The sequence below is a fragment of the Streptomyces sp. NPDC019890 genome, assembly GCF_044903445.1.
GTDB lineage: Bacteria > Actinomycetota > Actinomycetes > Streptomycetales > Streptomycetaceae > Streptomyces.
Map to the genome: position 1 here is coordinate 293,372 of NZ_JBJDQK010000002.1, position 15,491 is coordinate 308,862.

Below are 15,491 nucleotides of genomic sequence, written 5' to 3' on the forward strand. Positions count from 1 at the left end.
GGATGAGTCCTCAGTCGGTTTCAGTGGTAGGGGAGCAGGACGGTCACCACGGTAGGGCCTCCCACCGGGCTGTCGCAGGTCAGTACCCCGTCGACGGTTCGGATCCGGCCGAGCAGCCCTGTCAGTCCACTGCCCGCGCCGATCGCCGCCCCGCCGCGGCCGTTGTCCCGTACGGACAGGCGCAGTTCGCCGTTCCCGCACGACACGTCGACGGCGGCTCGCGTGGCGTGCGCGTGCTTGACGACGTTCGCAAGGAACTCGGCAGCACAGAAGTAGACGATGGACTCCAGGGCGGGAGAGGGGCGTTCGCGCATGTCCGCCGTCAGCGACACCGGCAGCGGCACGTCCGCCGTGAGCGTCTCCAGCGCCGTGTCCAGGCCCTGGTCGAGTACGGGCGGATGGATACCGCGCACCAGATGGCGCAGATCGGCCACCGCCTGGGTGGCGTTGGTACGGGCCGTCTCGACCACGGCAAGCGCCCGCTCCCGGTCCGCGTCCGCCGCGATCAGTTCGCCGATCATCGTGAGGTGCATACCGAGTCCGACGAGCCGGACCTGTGTGCCGTCGTGCAGATCCCGCTCGATGCGGCGCAGGGTCGCCGCCGCGTCCTCGACGGCCAGCGCCCGGGTCTCCTCCAGCGTGCGGATCCGGCGCTCCGCCGGGTCCTGGCCGAGCAGCGTGGACAGCAGCAGCCGGTGCGGTACGAGGGCGTGGCGCAGCAGCCAGGGGGCTATGTACAGCAGCAGCACTCCGGCCGCCATGACGACGAGCCAGCGCGGCCAGGAGTCCATCTGGACGTCCCAGAACTCGAGCGTCACATGCCGTACGGAGCCGTCCGGCTCGCGCACCGTCGTGTAGTTCCAGCGCTTGAGGAGGGGGTGCAGGACGAACAGCATCCCGTACACATAGGCGACGACCACCGCACCGAAGGGCAGGAGTGCGGTCAGCGGGGCACCCAGCGCGCAGCCCACTGCCCGCCAGCCGGCCCGGTCCCCCAGCACCGCCCGCCGCCAGCCGAAGGCCCCGGGCTCCTCACGCCGCACCGGCGGCTCGATGCCGAGGCCGAGCAGGGCGCGGGCGAGAGCCCGCTGGAGCCCGCCGACGGCCAGCGCCCCGCGCACGGTCAGGGCGATGAGCCACGGACCGGCCGCCGTCACCGAGAGCACCCCGCCCGCCAGCAGCCCGGCGAGCACCAGGGGCATGTTCACCAGGGCGAGCGGCAGGGCGAGGACGGCGAATCCGGCGGTGCGCAGGAGGAGCAGGGCGCGAGGCTGCATGGGGCGAGGCTGCATGGCGCCAACCTAGAGCTGGTGGATCACGGGTACGGAAAGGACGGCGCACACCGCGGCGACGGCCGCCGCGATCCCGGCGGTCCTCGCCAGCCCCCCGCGGTCCCAGCCGAGGAAGCCCGTGACCAGCCGCGCCTGCAGCTTCGTGAATCCCTTGACGACCCACGGGGTGAGGAACAGGAAGGGCACGCCGCCGCCGATGGCGTGCACGGCCCAGGCGCCGGCCGGGGTGGGGCCTCCCCAGGACTGGGTGGGGTCGTTGTCGGGACGCAGCGGGAAGCCGAGGTTGACCGCCACCACGGTCCAGAAGTAGAAGGTGACGGTCAGCGCGACAAGGTTGATCGGCAGGCTGATCAACGCGTGCGCCAGGGCGAGCGGTCCGGTACGTTCCGGCCCGTGTGCGTCCACCCCGAGCAGGCGCTCGGCGAGCCCGCGCTGTATGCGCCCGGCCGGGCCGCCCACGAGAGCGATCGGGACGCACACAATGCCGACCGGGAGAGCGAGCGCAATGTATCCGACCCGCTTCCAGGTGTCCGCGGTGAAGGGGGCACGGAGGATCACGCGGGTACGGTTCGCGACGAGCGGGTTCCGTTGTGTGGTGTCCATGCACCCCAGGCTTCCGCGGGGCCGCCCGGCGCTCGATCGTGCCAGTACGGAGCTGTCGGGTGGGGTAGACCGAACCGCTGCCCCTCACACCTTCTCCTTCGGCGCGCTGAGCTCAGCGTTCCCGTCGGGTAACAGCAAAGGACCTGCCGGGTAACACCGACGCCGCAGGCTTCAGACATGGCTTCGGAGACTGTGGTGATCGGCGGCGGGACGGCGGGCGCGCGACTTGCGCGGCAGCTCGTCACCAGCGGCATGTCCGTCACCGTCATCGGTGAGGAGCCCCACGCCCCCTACAACAGGGTGCTGCTCGCGGAGGTTCTCGCCGGACGGTACGGGCCCGAGGTGATCGCCTTGCCCGAGGTGCCCGTGCGGCGCGGTGTGCGGGCGACCGCCATCGACCGGGACCGGCGGCTCGTGCACTGCGAGGACGGTACCTCGCTGGCGTACGACCGGCTGGTGCTCGCGACCGGCTCGAACCCGGTGCTGCCAGCGTTGCGGGGGCTCGACGGCGGGCTGCCCGAGGGGGTGCACGCCTTCCGCACCATGGACGACTGCACGGCCCTGTCCGCGGCCGTACGGCCCGGCATCGGCGCGGTCGTCGTCGGCGGCGGGCTGCTCGGCGTCTCCGCGGCACGAGCGCTCGCGCAACGCGGCGCCAAGGTGGTGCTCGCCCAGCAGGGCGAGCATCTGATGGAGCGCCAACTGGATGTCGCCGCCTCGCAGTTGCTCCGCAGCCACCTCGAAGAGCTGGGCGTCGAGGTGCACACCGAGTGCCGGGTCCGCGGACTGCGCGGACTGCGCGGCACGAGCGTCGAACTCGCCGACGGCTATGTCCTCGACGCCGAACTCGTCGTCATCGCCTGCGGCGTCCGCCCCCGGGTCGGTCTTGCGCAGGACGCCGGTCTCGACGTCCGCAAGGGCATCGTCGTCGACGACGAACTGCGCACCTCGGACCCGTACATCCACGCCATCGGCGACTGCGCCGAGCACAACGGTCAGAGCTACGGACTTGCCGGTCCGGCCCTCGACCAGGCCGACGTCCTGGCGAAGGTACTCACCGGCGGCACCGCCGCCTACACCGGCACCCGCGCCCTGACCCGGCTGACCCTGGCCGGGCAGGGCCCCTTCGACCTCGCCGCGTTCGGCGAGACGACCCCGCTCCCGGGGGACGACGTCGTCCGGCTCGCCGACGCCACCCGGGGCGCATACCGCAAGGTCGTCGTCCGCGGGGACCGGCTCGTCGGGGGGATTCTCCTCGGCGACCTCGGCACCGTCGGCGAACTGGCCCGTACCTGGGAGGGCGACGAGCCGCTCCCCTCCACCCCGCTGTTGCACCTGCTTGGAGGCTCCTGAGATGTCCACCCCCACGATCGTGGTCGTCGGCCACGGGATGGTCGGCCAGCGCTTCCTGGAGGCCCTCGCGGAGCGCGGGGTTGCCGGGCGGGCGCGGATCGTCGTGCTGTGCGAGGAGCCCCGCCCCGCCTACGACCGGGTCCAGCTGACCTCCTACTTCAGCGGCCGCACCCCCGACGAACTCTCCCTCGTCGAGGACGACTTCATCGAGCGCCACGGCATCGAGCTGCACCTCGACGACCCGGCCGAGACCATCGACAGGCAGGCACGCACCGTCACCTCACGCGCCGGACGGACCTTCACGTACGACACGCTTGTGCTGGCCACCGGCTCGTACCCCTTCGTGCCGCCCGTGCCCGGCAAGGACAGCGACGGCTGCTTCGTCTACCGCACCATCGAGGACCTCCTCGCGATCGAGGAGTACGCCAAGAACTGCACGACCGGCACCGTGGTCGGCGGCGGGCTGCTGGGCCTCGAGGCGGCCGGGGCCCTCAAGGGGCTGGGACTCGCCACGCACATCGTCGAGTTCAATCCGCGGCTGATGTCGCTGCAGGTGGACGAGGGCGGCGGCGCCGCGCTGCGCCGCACCGTCGAGAACATGGGCCTGATCGTGCACACGGGCGTCGGCGGGAAGGAGATCACGGCGGGCGAGGACGGCGCCGTGACCGCGATGGCGCTGTCGGACGGCTCGTCCATCGACACCGACCTGGTCATCTTCTCGGCGGGTGTGCGGCCCAGGGACCAGCTCGCGCGCGATTGCGGCCTGGAGATCGGCGAACGCGGCGGCATCGTCGTCGACGAGCAGTGCCGTACGTCCGACCCCGCCGTCTTCGCGATCGGCGAGTGCGCGCTGGCGTCGGACGGCCGGGTGTACGGCCTGGTCGCGCCCGGCTACGAGATGGCCGAGACCGCGGCCGCCGCGCTGGAGGGTGAGGTCAAGGCCTTCACCGGCGCGGACTTGTCCACCAAGCTCAAGCTCCTCGGCGTGGACGTGGCCTCCTTCGGCGACGCGCACGGCACCGCGGAGGGCTGCCTGGACGTCGTGTACTCCGACTCCCGCTCCGGGATCTACAAGAAGCTGGTCATCGGCCGCGAGGGCGAGCTGCTCGGCGGCGTACTGGTCGGCGACGCCGACTCCTACGGCATGCTGCGCCCGCTCACCGGTTCCGTCCCGCCCCTCTCGCCCGAGCAGCTCGTGCTGCCCGCCGGGATCGGCGCACCGGCCGCGCTCGGCCCGTCCTCGCTGCCCGACGACGCGGTGATCTGCTCCTGCCACAACGTCACCAAGGGCACGATCCGCGGCGCGGTCACCGAGCACTCCTGCACCACCGTGCCCGAGGTCAAGAAGTGCACCAAGGCCGGTACGGGCTGCGGCAGTTGCGTCAAGGTGCTCGGTCAGCTGGTCAACGCCGAGCTGGAGGCCTCGGGCGTCGAGGTCGACAAGGGCCTGTGCGGCTGCTTCGGCCAGAGCCGCCAGGAGCTGTACGAGATCGTGCGGGCGATGCGCATCACCTCGTACCAGGATCTCCTCGACCGGCACGGACGGGACGGCGCCCGCGGCGGCAACGGCTGTGAGATCTGCAAGCCGGCCGTCGGCTCGATCATCGCCTCCCTCGCGCCCACGATCGGCGCCTCGGGCTATGTCCTGGAGGGCGAGCAGGCCGCGCTCCAGGACACCAACGACCACTTCCTCGCCAATATGCAGAAGAACGGCTCGTACTCGATCGTGCCGCGTATTCCGGGCGGCGAGATCACGCCGGAGAAGCTGATCGTGATCGGCGAGGTGGCGCGTGACTTCGGTCTCTACACAAAGATCACGGGCGGCCAGCGCATCGACATGTTCGGCGCACGCGTCGATCAACTGCCGCTGATCTGGGCGCGGTTGGTGGACGCGGGCTTCGAGTCCGGGCATGCGTACGGCAAGGCGCTGCGCACCGTGAAGTCCTGTGTGGGCCAGACCTGGTGCCGCTACGGCGTGCAGGACTCGGTCCGGATGGCGATCGATCTGGAGCTGCGCTACCGGGGGCTGCGCTCCCCGCACAAGCTGAAATCCGCGGTCTCGGGCTGCCAGCGCGAGTGCGCGGAGGCACAGTCCAAGGACTTCGGCGTCATCGCCACGGCGAACGGCTGGAACCTCTACGTCGGCGGCAATGGCGGCGCGACGCCGCGCCACGCGGATCTGCTCGCCCAGGATCTCTCCGACGCGGAGCTGATCCGGCTCATCGACCGGTTCCTGATGTTCTACATCCGCACCGCCGACCGTCTCGAGCGCACCTCGACGTGGCTGGAGCGGATCGAGGGCGGCCTCGATCACATCCGGGACGTGGTCGTCCACGACTCGCTCGGCATCTGCTCCGAGCTGGAGTCGCTGATGGCGGACCATGTCGCGGGCTACCGCGACGAGTGGTCCGAGACGATCAACGACCCGGAGCGGCTGAGCCGCTTCGTCTCGTTCGTCAACGCGCCCGACGTCCCGGACCCGACGGTGAAGTTCGTGCCCGAGCGCGATCAGGTCAAGCCCGATCTGCCGCTGCTGTCCATCCGTCCGCTGGAAGCCCTGGAAGGTACTGCCGCCCGATGACGATCGCCCCCGAAAAGACGGATACTCAGGTCCAGCTCCGCCTGGGCCAGGAGTGGATCGCGCTGTGTGCGCTGTCCCTGCTCACCCCCGGACGCGGTGTCGCGGCACTGCTGCCCGACGGCCGTCAGGCCGCGGTCTTCCTGGACCGCGAGGGCATTGCGTACGCCATCGACAACCGCGACCCCTTCTCCGGCGCCCAGGTTCTCTCCCGCGGCCTGCTCGGCTCGTCGTCCGGCGGCCCGTTCGTCGCGTCGCCGCTGCTCAAGCAGCGCTTCGACCTGGCGAGCGGGCGCTGCCTGGACGACGAGACGGTGTCGGTGACGGCGTACGAGGTACGGCTTCACTGACCGCTGACACCGCTCACGCGTCGTAGGTCACTGCCCTGACTCCCCGCGACGCGTGAGCGGCCTGACGGCCGTCTCCTCCCCTGCGTCACGGCGAGCACCGCGCCGCCGAGGAGTATGAGCGCGCCCACCGTCTGGACCGGGCCGAAGGACTCGCCCAGGAAGACCGTGGCGCAGAAGGTCCCGAACACCGGCACCATGAACATCATCACGGACGCCGACGCGGGTCCGACCGCCGCGACTCCCCGGTAGTAGAGGAGATTGGCGACTGCGGCCGGGCCGACGGCGAGGAAGACGACGTTCAGCCAGAGCCCGGGCGTGAGATCGCTCCAGGCCACCCGGCCCATCTCGGGCGCGGAGTAGATGCCGAGGAGCACCGCGCCGGCGAGCGTCGCGTACGTCGTCGCGCGCAGCGGCTCGATGCCGGCCAGGACCCGTGGTCCGGCCAGGGTGTACGCGGCCCAGCAGCAGGCGCCGAGGAGGAAGAGCAGATCCCCGGCGAGCCGCCCCGTGCCCCCGCCGCCGGTGGAGACGCCGATGAAGAAGACCACCGCTCCGGCCACACCCAGGCACAGTCCCGCGATCCGCGCGGGCGAGGCCCGTTCCTTGCGGCTGACCAGCAGGAAAGCGGTGGTGAGTACGGGGCTCATGACCGGGATGATCACGCCGCCGTCCATGGCGGGCGCGAGGGCAAGACCCCAGAAGAAGCAGACGTTGTATGCGAAGACGCCGAGGACCCCCGCGAGTGCGGCCCGGCCACGGTCGCGTGCCGAGACCGCCGTGTCCCGCCTGCCGAAGAGGCGCAGGGCGAGCAGGAGCGCCAGCGCGCCGCCGCCGAAGCGGAGCAGCGCGGCGACACCGTGCGGCACCTGCTCGACGACGACCTTCGAGCTGCTGAAGGCGCTGCCCCACAGCACCATGGTGGCCGTCAGCAGGAGGTAGGGGTTGTTCTGGCTCTTGACTGTGCTCATGCGCCGATGGTTGGCCCCCGGCACCCGGCCCGTCTTGAACGCTCGTGCGGCGGTGACAATGGAGAGGTGGACACCGCACGGACCACGGCAGACGGCCGCGACGGCTGGGCACGCTACTGGCGCGACCCGGACCGCCCGCTGGAGGCCATGCACGCGCATTTCTTCCAGCACGTGTACCACCTGCACAGCCACGACGCGTACTCCTTCGGGATCACCGAGGCCGGTGCCCAGCGCTTCAGCTGCCGCGGTGCGGCGCACACCAGCGGTGCCGGAATGGTCATGGCGTTCAACCCGGACGATCCGCACGACGGGCGGGCCGCGGCCGACCTCGGATACCAGTACCGGATCGTGCACATCGGGCCCGACGTCGTGCGCGAGCTGCTTACCGATGTGACCGACGGGCGGGCCGTGATGCCGCTGTTCGCGCAGCCCGCGCTGAGCGATCCGGTGCTCAGGACCGCCCTGCTGCGTCTGCACACCGCGCTCGTCGGCGACGCCGGTCCGCTGGTGCGGGACGAGCGGCTGACCGCGACCGTCACCGCGATGGTCGGGCGCGGCACCACGCGGCCGCTGCGGGTGCGCGAGCTGGAGCGGGGCGGCCGGACCCGGACCGTGGCGCGCCGGGCGCGGGCTCTCCTCGAGGAGGCGTACGCGGAGCAGATCCCCGCCGAGCGGCTTGCCGAGGCCGCGGGCTGCAGCCGGTTCGCGCTGTACCGCGCCTTCCACGCCGAGTACGGCATGTCGCCCAGCGACTGTCAGCGGCTGCTGCGGCTGCGCCGGGCGCGGGCGCTGCTGGCGGACGGCAGTTCGGCGGCGGAGGCGGCAGCCGCGGCCGGATTCGCGGACCAGAGCCACTTCCACCGCTGGTTCGTGCGCTGCTTCGGGGTGACTCCGGGCGCGTACCGGAACGCCACACCCATCGTGACCGGTCGTTCCGGATAGGACCTGCCCCCCGGGGGGGGGCGAGAAGGAGCCATCGAAGCGGGCTTCGCCGCTGCGCTATTTGGCCGAACTGCGCATGGACGACTAGATGCCCGAGGCATCTAATGGTGATCGGCACGGGGGAACTCTTCGCTTATGAGGTCACCATGACAGAACCCACTGCCACAGAACGTATCGCCTCAGAGCCCGCAGACGTGGACCGGATCACCTTTCCGCAGAACCGCAGCTGCCCTTACCACCCGCCCACCCCCTATGCGCCGCTGCGCGAAGCGCGGCCCCTCTCCCGTGTCTCGCTCTACGACGGACGCTCCGTGTGGATCGTCACCGGACACGCCGTCGCGCGCGAGCTGCTGGTCGACCCGCGGCTCTCCACCAACCGCGAGAACCAGGCGTTCCCGATGCCCACGGAGCGCTTCGCGCGGCTGAGCAATCGCCGTACGGCACTGCTCGGCGTCGACGACCCCGAGCACAACACCCAGCGGCGGAGGCTCATCCCCAGCTTCACCGTCAAGCGCATCACCGCGCTGCGGCCGCAGATCCAGCAGACCGTGGACCGGCTGCTCGACGCCATGACCGAGCAGGGGTCGCCCGCCGAGCTGGTGAGCGCCTTCGCGCTGCCGGTGCCGTCGATGGTGATCTGCGCACTGCTCGGCGTGCCCTATGCCGACCACGACTTCTTCGAGGAGCAGTCGCGCAGGCTGCTGCGCGGGCCGGGCGCCGCCGACACGGGGGACGCGCGCGACCAGTTGAACGACTACCTCGGCAGGCTGATCGACCGCAAGCGCAAGGACCCGGGCGACGGGCTCCTCGACGAGCTCATCCAGCAGCAGCTGCGCGAAGGAGCCGTGAACCGGCGCGAGTTGATCAGCCTGGCCGCGATTCTGCTCGTCGCGGGTCACGAGACGACGGCGAACATGATCTCGCTGGGTACGTTCACCCTGCTCCAGCACCCGGAGCAGCTGGCGGAGCTGCGCGCCGAGGACTCTCTGATGCCCACCGCCGTCGAGGAGTTGCTGCGGTTCCTGTCGATCGCGGACGGGATGCTGCGGGTGGCCACGGAGGACATCGAGGTGGCCGGCACGACCATCCGGGCCGACGAGGGCGTCGTCTTCTCGACGTCTTTGATCAATCGCGACACCGCCGCGTACGCGGAGCCGGACGCACTGGACTGGCACCGCTCGGCCCGCCACCATGTCGCGTTCGGCTTCGGTATCCACCAGTGTCTGGGGCAGAACCTGGCCCGTGCGGAGATGGAGATCGCGCTGCGGACGCTCTTCGGCCGGCTGCCGGGACTGCGGCTTGCGGAGCCCGCCGATTCGATCCCCTTCAAACCCGGCGACACGATCCAGGGGATGCTCGAACTCCCCGTGGCCTGGTAGCCGTCATGGGCACCGACCGTACGGACATCGGCATCGGCATCGGCATCGGCATCGCGATCGACAAGGACAGGTGCATCGGGGCGGGTCAGTGCGCGCTGACCGCGCCGGAGGTGTTCACCCAGGACGACGACGGATTCAGCGAGCTGCTGCCGGGCCGCGAGGACGGCGCGGGCAGCCCGCTCGTACAGGAGGCGGCCCGGGCCTGCCCGGTGGGAGCCATCAGCGTCCCGCACCGCTGAGACGCGCGCATGGGGCGGGCGCGAGGGTGGCCGGGTCCGCCCGTCAGGCGGTCGAGGAACAGCGTCGCGACACGACGCCCAGGTAGTGAACGGCCGCGCGCCCGGCGCACGCCCGGGCGCAACCTTCCCTACCCCCGAGTCGGCGCGTTGGTCGACCGCTGTACGTCACCACTCGTTGACGTGCTGTCAATTCAGGACTCCTAGGTTCCGGTACGCGCGACCTCGGGCGCCGACTTGGCGCCCGGGGCGGTCACCACCTCACCTGGAGTGACAGTGGAACGTCGCAGCTTCCTGCGCGGAGCGGTCATCGGCACTTCTGTCGCCGCCTTCGGCGGCACCTTGATGCGCGGTGCCGCATATGCGGCCCCCGCCCAGAACGGCCCCAGCCCGTACGGGTCGCTGGGCGCCGCCGACGCCAACGGCATCCAGCTGCCGAGCGGGTTCACCAGCCGGGTGATCGCCCGCTCCGGGCAGACCGTCTCCGGCACTTCCTACACCTGGCACAACGCCCCTGACGGCGGCGCCTGCTTCGCCGACGGCAGCGGCTGGATCTATGTCTCCAACTCGGAGATCAACCCCGGCGGCGGCGCCAGCGCCGTGAAGTTCAACTCCTCCGGCACCGTCACCAGTGCCTACCGGATCCTCTCCAACACCCGGCAGAACTGTGCCGGCGGCGCCACCCCGTGGAACACCTGGCTGTCCTGCGAGGAGGTCTCCCTCGGCTACGTCTACGAGACCAACCCGTGGGGTGGCACCAGCACGCGCAGAGACGCCATGGGCAGGTTCAAGCACGAGGCCGCCGCCGCCGACCCGGTGCGCCAGGTGATCTACCTGACCGAGGACGAGACCAACGGCTGCTTCTACCGGTTCATCCCGACCACCTGGGGCAATCTCTCCTCCGGCACCCTCCAGGTGCTCGTCGCCGGCTCCGGCACCTCCGGCTCCTTCACCTGGCAGAACGTGCCCGACCCGGACGGCTCGCCGACCACGACCCGCACCCAGGTCTCCGGCGCCAAGCACTTCAACGGCGGCGAGGGCTGCCACTACGCCGGTGACACCGTCTGGTTCACCACCAAGGGCGACAACCGTGTCTGGCAGGTCAACCTGCTGAACAGTACCTACGAGCTGGCCTACGACGACAACCTGGTCAACCCCGGTCCCGCCCCGCTGACCGGCGTCGACAACATCACCGGCTCCTCCTCCGGCGATCTCTTCGTCGCAGAGGACGGCGGCAACATGGAGATCTGCATCATCACGCCGGACGACATCGTCGCGGTGTTCCTGCGGATCACCGGCCAGTCCTCGTCCGAGATCACCGGACCGGCCTTCTCCCCCGACGGCACGCGGCTGTACTTCTCCAGCCAGCGCGGCACGAGCGGTTCCTCCTCCGGCGGCATCACCTACGAGGTGACGGGCCCCTTCCGCTCCTAGCAACTGTCCGGCCTGACCGATCCGCGCCTGAGCCTGTCCGGCTTGACCGACCGGACAGGACCCAGGACCTAGCCTGCGGCCTCCGCAGTGGCGCCGCCTCTCAGCAGTGCGGCGCCCAGCGGAGTGAGGGTGTGCAGTACGGCGTTGCCATGGCGCAGCGTCACTATCAGGCCCGCCTCCCGCAGCACCGCCGCGTGCTGGCTGGCGGAGGCCAGTGACACCCCTGCCCTGCGGGCGAGTTCACTGGTCGTACAGCCGTAGCGGATGGCCTGCAGAACGGCCGAGCGGGTGTGGCCGACCAGCTTGCCGAGCGAGGGACCGCCGCTCTCACAGAAGGCCGGTGCGTTGCTGTGGGCGGCGGGATAGACGAGCACCGGCGGCAGCGTGGTGTCTCGGTAGACCACTGGTGTGCCCCGACAGAAGAACGACGGCTGAAGCAGCAACCCCCGCCCGTTCAGGTGCAGTTCACGGTCGACGGGATAGTCCGCCTCCAGGACCGGCGGCCGCCAGCGCAGCACCGGTGGCAGCGAGGCGAGCAGTTCGCCCGCACCGCCGTCAAGGAGCGCGCGGCCGCGCACCGCACGGTCCGCCTCGACTCTGGCCTGGATGTGCGGCCAGTACGGCTCGATGGCGGCGCGGTGGTAGCTGCGCAGCGCCCCGGCGAGACGGGCCACCGCCTCGGGCCTGCCCTCGGCGAGATCCGCGAGCCGGCCCGGCAGCACCGGCGAGGTGGGTCGGCCCGGCAGCACCGAAACAGCGGTGCGTCCGGTGGCCGCCAGGGCCAGTTCGGAGTGCAGGCGTCCGGGCGACGTGGCCCGCAGCGCCTCCAGTCCCGCCTCCAGGCCGTACCCCCCTTCGGGAGGTGTCAGAAAGTCCGGGAAATAACCCCGCGGCGGCACCAGCGCGGCGAGCAGCCGTGTTTCACCATTCAACCGGGCCCGGGTTTCCGAGCGCCATTCCCCGAACGCCAGGGCACGCCGCCGCTCCCGCAATCGGTGAAAACTGAGAATGGTTTCCCACAACACATCCGGTCGGGCCGCCATCCGTACCCCGGCTAGGTCGTCCCCAGTGAAATGGATACGAAGCACTGAACCCCCACCTGTTGCATCCGCAATCGCCCCCGGCACTGAGTATGCACTCAATCACAGGACGTTACCACGGTGTTTCAGCCACAGTTGAAACGCCTCGCGAGGGTCGGGTGCCAACCGAAAGGCTGTACGGCGTCGGGCAGGAAACCTTCTGTCACCGATGGGCGCTGCGAAGACCGTGGGGGGCTTTGCGCGTCCGGCGGCGGGCGACAGAAGGTTGCGGCTCCCTGTCCGGCACGGGTAATGGGGCGCGGCCTGCGGATGGGGATCCGCAGGCCGCGCCCCGCCCCTTGTTTGCTCAGTGAATGGCAGGAAGATGGCAGGAATTCGATTGCCGGTAACGCCCTGGTGCCGGTAGCGGTCCGGAATTCAACAGGGACTTTTTCAAACCCCTGAAAAAGGCGGAAGGGGCGGGCGCCCCGCACAGGCGCCCGCCCCTTCCTCTGGTGCTCCGGAGCCGCCACCGGGTCGGTGAGGGTTCGAGGTACCGATCCCCCAGGGGCGAACCCTCGGGAGACCGGCGACGGCTCCGGCGGCTTATCGGGAGTCGCTGCCCTTCGACTCGGCCGCTGCCCGGCCGGCCTCCAGACGCGCCACCGGGATGCGGAACGGCGAGCAGGACACGTAGTCCAGACCCACCTCGTGGAAGAAGTGCACCGACTCCGGGTCGCCGCCGTGCTCACCGCACACGCCGAGCTTCAGATCGGGCCGGGTGGCCCGGCCCGCCTCCACCGCGCTGCGTACGAGCGAGCCGACGCCGTCCTTGTCGATCGTCTCGAACGGGGAGACCCCGAAGATGCCCTTCTCCAGGTATGCGGTGAAGAAGCTCGCCTCGACGTCGTCGCGGGAGAAGCCCCACACGGTCTGGGTGAGGTCGTTCGTACCGAAGGAGAAGAACTGCGCCGCCTCGGCGATCTGACCGGCGGTCAGCGCGGCGCGCGGCAGCTCGATCATCGTGCCGATGGTGAGCCTCAGGTCGGTGCCGGTGGCGGCCTGCACCTCGGCGATGACCTGGTCGGCCTCCTCGCGGACGATCTCCAGCTCCTGGACGGTGCCCACCAGCGGGATCATGATCTCCGCGCGCGGGTCGCCCTTGGCGTTCTTGCGCTCGGCCGCGGCCTCGGCGATCGCCCGTACCTGCATCGCGAACAGACCGGGGATGACCAGACCGAGGCGTACCCCGCGCAGACCCAGCATCGGGTTCTGCTCGTGGAGCTTGTGCACGGCCTGAAGGAGGCGCAGGTCGTTCTCGTTGGCGTCCTTGCGGGACTCGGCGAGGGCGACGCGCACCGACAGCTCGGTGATGTCCGGCAGGAACTCGTGCAGCGGCGGGTCGAGCAGCCGGACCGTGACGGGCAGTCCGTCCATCGCCTCGAAGAGCTCGACGAAGTCCTTCTTCTGGAGCGGCAGGAGGGCGCCCAGCGCCTGCTCGCGCTCCTCGTCCGTGTCGGCGAGGATGAGCCGCTCGACCATCTCGCGGCGCTCACCGAGGAACATGTGCTCGGTGCGGCACAGGCCGATGCCCTGCGCGCCGAAGCGCCGTGCGCGCAGCGCGTCCTCGGCGTTGTCGGCGTTGGCCCGTACTCGCAGGCGGCGTACTCGGTCCGCGTAGGCCATGATCCGGTGCACGGCGCCGACCAGCTCGTCGGCGTCGTCGGCGCCCGCGTGCATCCGGCCCTCGAAGTACTCGACGACCGGGGACGGCACGACCGGCACCTCGCCGAGGTAGACCTTGCCGGTGGAGCCGTCGATGGAGACGACGTCGCCCTCTTCGATGACGGTCCCGTTGACGGTCAGCCGACGCCGCTTGGTGTCGACCTCGAGGTCCTCGGCGCCGCAGACACAGGTCTTGCCCATGCCGCGGGCGACGACGGCGGCGTGCGAGGTCTTGCCGCCGCGGCTGGTCAGAATGCCCTCGGCGGCGATCATGCCGTCGAGGTCGTCGGGGTTGGTCTCACGGCGGATGAGGATGACCTTCTCGCCGGAGCGCGACCACTTGACCGCGGTGTACGAGTCGAAGACGGCCTTGCCGACGGCCGCACCCGGGGACGCCGCGATACCGCGGCCGAGCAGGTCGGCCTTCGCGTTCTCGTCGAAGCGGGGGAACATCAGCTGGGCGAGCTGCGCGCCGTTGACCCGCTGCAGCGCCTCGGCCTCGTCGATCAGGCCCTGGTCCACGAGCTGGGTGGCGATACGGAAGGCCGCGCCCGCGGTCCGCTTGCCGACCCGCGTCTGCAGCATCCACAGCTGGCCGCGCTCGATGGTGAACTCGATGTCGCACAGGTCCTTGTAGTGCGTTTCGAGGGTCTCCATGATCTGCATCAGCTGGTCGTACGACTTCTTGTCGATCGTCTCCAGCTCGGCGAGCGGCACGGTGTTGCGGATGCCCGCGACGACGTCCTCGCCCTGCGCGTTCTGCAAGTAGTCGCCGTAGACGCCCTGGTGGCCGCTGGCGGGGTCACGGGTGAAGGCGACGCCGGTGCCGGAGTCGGGGCCGAGGTTGCCGAAGACCATGGAGCAGATGTTGACGGCCGTGCCGAGGTCGCCGGGGATGCGCTCCTGGCGGCGGTAGAGCTTGGCGCGGTCGGTGTTCCACGACTCGAAGACCGAGCGGATCGCGAGGTCCATCTGCTCGCGCGGGTCCTGCGGGAAGTCGCGGCCGGCCTCGCGGGAGACGATCTTCTTGAAGTGCTTGACCAGCTTCTTGAGGTCGGCGGCGTCGAGGTCGGTGTCGACGGTGACCTTCTTGGCGGCCTTGGCCTCGTCGAGGGCGTCCTCGAAGAGCTCGCCGTCGACGCCGAGGACCGTCTTGCCGAACATCTGGATGAGCCGGCGGTACGAGTCCCACGCGAAGCGCTCGTCACCCGCCTGCTGGACCAGCCCGGCCACCGAGTCGTCGGAGAGGCCGATGTTGAGGACGGTGTCCATCATGCCGGGCATGGAGAACTTCGCGCCCGACCGTACGGATACGAGAAGGGGGTTGTCGGCCTGGCCGAGCTTCTTGCCCATCGACTGCTCGAGGGCGTCGAGGTGCGCACTCACCTCGTCGCGCAGCGCGGCGGGCTCCTGGCCGCTCTCGAGGTAGACCTTGCACGCCTCGGTGGTGATCGTGAAGCCCGGAGGGACGGGGAGGCCGAGGTTGGTCATCTCAGCGAGGTTCGCGCCCTTGCCGCCGAGCAGGTCCTTGAGGTCCCTGTTGCCCTCGGTGAAGTCGTAGACGAACTTCTGATCTTTGTTTTCCGACACGGGTCTCGACTCCTCGAGGACT

Annotated in this window: 12 protein-coding genes; 7 read left to right on the top strand and 5 right to left on the bottom strand. The window is 70.3% G+C overall.

Going from position 1 to position 15,491, the window contains the following annotated elements:
• Positions 1-20 precede the first annotated feature (20 nt).
• Positions 21-1,277 (bottom strand): sensor histidine kinase, encoded by a 1,257-nt coding sequence (locus ACI2LP_RS05765; RefSeq protein ID WP_404723296.1) that lies wholly within the window; start codon positions 1,275-1,277, stop codon positions 21-23.
• A 24-nt stretch (positions 1,278-1,301) separates the two neighbouring features.
• Positions 1,302-1,895, bottom strand: coding sequence for a hypothetical protein (locus tag ACI2LP_RS05770; protein ID WP_404723297.1), 594 nt, complete (start codon positions 1,893-1,895; stop codon positions 1,302-1,304).
• A gap of 177 nt (positions 1,896-2,072) precedes the next feature.
• Here ACI2LP_RS05770 and ACI2LP_RS05775 point away from each other — a divergent pair, with 177 nt between their 5' ends.
• Genes ACI2LP_RS05775 through nirD form a run of 3 tightly spaced genes read left to right on the top strand, consistent with a single transcriptional unit; the run spans position 2,073 to position 6,176 of the window.
• A complete protein-coding gene (locus ACI2LP_RS05775) occupies positions 2,073-3,248 on the top strand; it encodes an NAD(P)/FAD-dependent oxidoreductase (protein WP_404723298.1) in 1,176 nt (391 codons plus the stop codon).
• Between the two features lies 1 nt (position 3,249).
• Positions 3,250-5,829: a nitrite reductase large subunit NirB gene (gene nirB / locus ACI2LP_RS05780; RefSeq protein ID WP_404723299.1), complete on the top strand. Its 2,580-nt coding sequence runs from the start codon at positions 3,250-3,252 to the stop codon at positions 5,827-5,829.
• Complete coding sequence (nirD, locus tag ACI2LP_RS05785; protein ID WP_404723300.1) at positions 5,826-6,176, top strand: nitrite reductase small subunit NirD; 351 nt, start codon at positions 5,826-5,828, stop codon at positions 6,174-6,176. The genes nirB and nirD overlap by 4 nt, the downstream gene beginning before the upstream one ends.
• Here the strand turns inward: nirD and ACI2LP_RS05790 are convergent.
• On the bottom strand, positions 6,170-7,144 hold the full coding sequence (locus ACI2LP_RS05790; RefSeq protein ID WP_404723301.1) for a DMT family transporter: 975 nt from the start codon (positions 7,142-7,144) through the stop codon (positions 6,170-6,172). The genes nirD and ACI2LP_RS05790 overlap by 7 nt on opposite strands.
• A 147-nt stretch (positions 7,145-7,291) precedes the next feature.
• On the opposite strand from ACI2LP_RS05790, the gene ACI2LP_RS05795 reads away from it, so the two are divergent.
• The 4 genes from ACI2LP_RS05795 (at position 7,292) to ACI2LP_RS05810 (ending at position 11,135) form a co-directional block, all read left to right on the top strand.
• Complete coding sequence (locus ACI2LP_RS05795) at positions 7,292-8,086, top strand: helix-turn-helix domain-containing protein (protein ID WP_404723739.1); 795 nt, start codon at positions 7,292-7,294, stop codon at positions 8,084-8,086.
• Between the two features lie 146 nt (positions 8,087-8,232).
• Positions 8,233-9,465, top strand: coding sequence for a cytochrome P450 (locus ACI2LP_RS05800; protein WP_404723302.1), 1,233 nt, complete (start codon positions 8,233-8,235; stop codon positions 9,463-9,465).
• 44 nt (positions 9,466-9,509) lie between these two features.
• Complete coding sequence (locus ACI2LP_RS05805; RefSeq protein ID WP_404723740.1) at positions 9,510-9,704, top strand: ferredoxin; 195 nt, start codon at positions 9,510-9,512, stop codon at positions 9,702-9,704.
• A 273-nt stretch (positions 9,705-9,977) separates the two neighbouring features.
• Positions 9,978-11,135, top strand: a complete 1,158-nt coding sequence (locus tag ACI2LP_RS05810; RefSeq protein ID WP_404723303.1) for an alkaline phosphatase PhoX — start codon at positions 9,978-9,980, stop codon at positions 11,133-11,135.
• A gap of 68 nt (positions 11,136-11,203) precedes the next feature.
• Here ACI2LP_RS05810 and ACI2LP_RS05815 read toward each other — a convergent pair whose 3' ends face one another.
• Positions 11,204-12,223, bottom strand: a complete 1,020-nt coding sequence (locus ACI2LP_RS05815; protein WP_404723304.1) for an ArsR/SmtB family transcription factor — start codon at positions 12,221-12,223, stop codon at positions 11,204-11,206.
• Positions 12,224-12,760: 537 nt separating this feature from the next.
• Positions 12,761-15,469, bottom strand: a complete 2,709-nt coding sequence (gene ppdK, locus ACI2LP_RS05820; protein WP_404723305.1) for a pyruvate, phosphate dikinase — start codon at positions 15,467-15,469, stop codon at positions 12,761-12,763.
• Positions 15,470-15,491: the final 22 nt, after the last annotated feature.

Excerpts from the sequence above, each read along its gene's own strand:
- ACI2LP_RS05795 (WP_404723739.1), top strand. The coding sequence starts at position 7,292 with ATGCACGCGCATTTCTTCCAGCACGTGTACCACCTGCACAGCCACGAC.
- nirD (WP_404723300.1), top strand. The coding sequence starts at position 5,826 with ATGACGATCGCCCCCGAAAAGACGGATACTCAGGTCCAGCTCCGCCTG.
- ACI2LP_RS05765 (WP_404723296.1), bottom strand. The coding sequence starts at position 1,277 with ATGCAGCCTCGCGCCCTGCTCCTCCTGCGCACCGCCGGATTCGCCGTC.
- ACI2LP_RS05775 (WP_404723298.1), top strand. The coding sequence starts at position 2,073 with ATGGCTTCGGAGACTGTGGTGATCGGCGGCGGGACGGCGGGCGCGCGA.
- ACI2LP_RS05790 (WP_404723301.1), bottom strand. The coding sequence starts at position 7,144 with ATGAGCACAGTCAAGAGCCAGAACAACCCCTACCTCCTGCTGACGGCC.
- nirB (WP_404723299.1), top strand. The coding sequence starts at position 3,250 with ATGTCCACCCCCACGATCGTGGTCGTCGGCCACGGGATGGTCGGCCAG.
- ACI2LP_RS05770 (WP_404723297.1), bottom strand. The coding sequence starts at position 1,895 with ATGGACACCACACAACGGAACCCGCTCGTCGCGAACCGTACCCGCGTG.
- ACI2LP_RS05800 (WP_404723302.1), top strand. The coding sequence starts at position 8,233 with ATGACAGAACCCACTGCCACAGAACGTATCGCCTCAGAGCCCGCAGAC.